1 protein-coding gene is annotated in these 452 nt (G+C 52.2%); it reads right to left on the bottom strand.

The features are described from left to right. A partial coding sequence (locus A8707_RS26425) for an IS6 family transposase (protein WP_156518922.1) occupies positions 1 to 452 on the bottom strand: 452 nt, incomplete at both ends.

The following is a 452-nucleotide window of genomic DNA, read 5'->3' as shown; positions in this document are numbered from 1 at the left end:
GGCCGGTATTCTGTCTCTGCTGCCAGCGTTTCATCGCCTTTCAAGGCTTCGACTGCCACCGGATAGGCAGCATTTTTATCGACGGTGATCACGCGGGGTGTTTGAGTATGAGTCGCCTTCAGCACTTTGCGGAAAAACCGGGCTGCTGCTTTACCGTCCCGCTTTGCGCTCAGCATGAAGTCCAACGTGTTGCCCATTGAATCGACAGCGCGGTAAAGATATTTCCACGCTCCTTTCACTTCGATGTAAGTCTCGTCCACTCTCCATGAGTCATTCGTGGGATTCAAGAACGGTCGAATGCGTTTGTCCAGTTCAGGGGCAAATTTCAGCACCCAACGATTGAGGGTGGAATGACCCACCTCAATTCCTCGCTCTGCCATCATTTCTTCCAAATCCCGGTAGCTCAGAGGATAGCGGCAATACCACCGCACATTCAACACGATGATTTCGGG

This window comes from Phormidesmis priestleyi BC1401 (assembly GCF_001650195.1).
Lineage (GTDB): Bacteria > Cyanobacteriota > Cyanobacteriia > Leptolyngbyales > Leptolyngbyaceae > Phormidesmis_A > Phormidesmis_A priestleyi_B.
The sequence above is the reverse complement of the archived record's forward strand: the minus strand, read 5'-3'. Positions and strand labels throughout refer to the sequence as shown.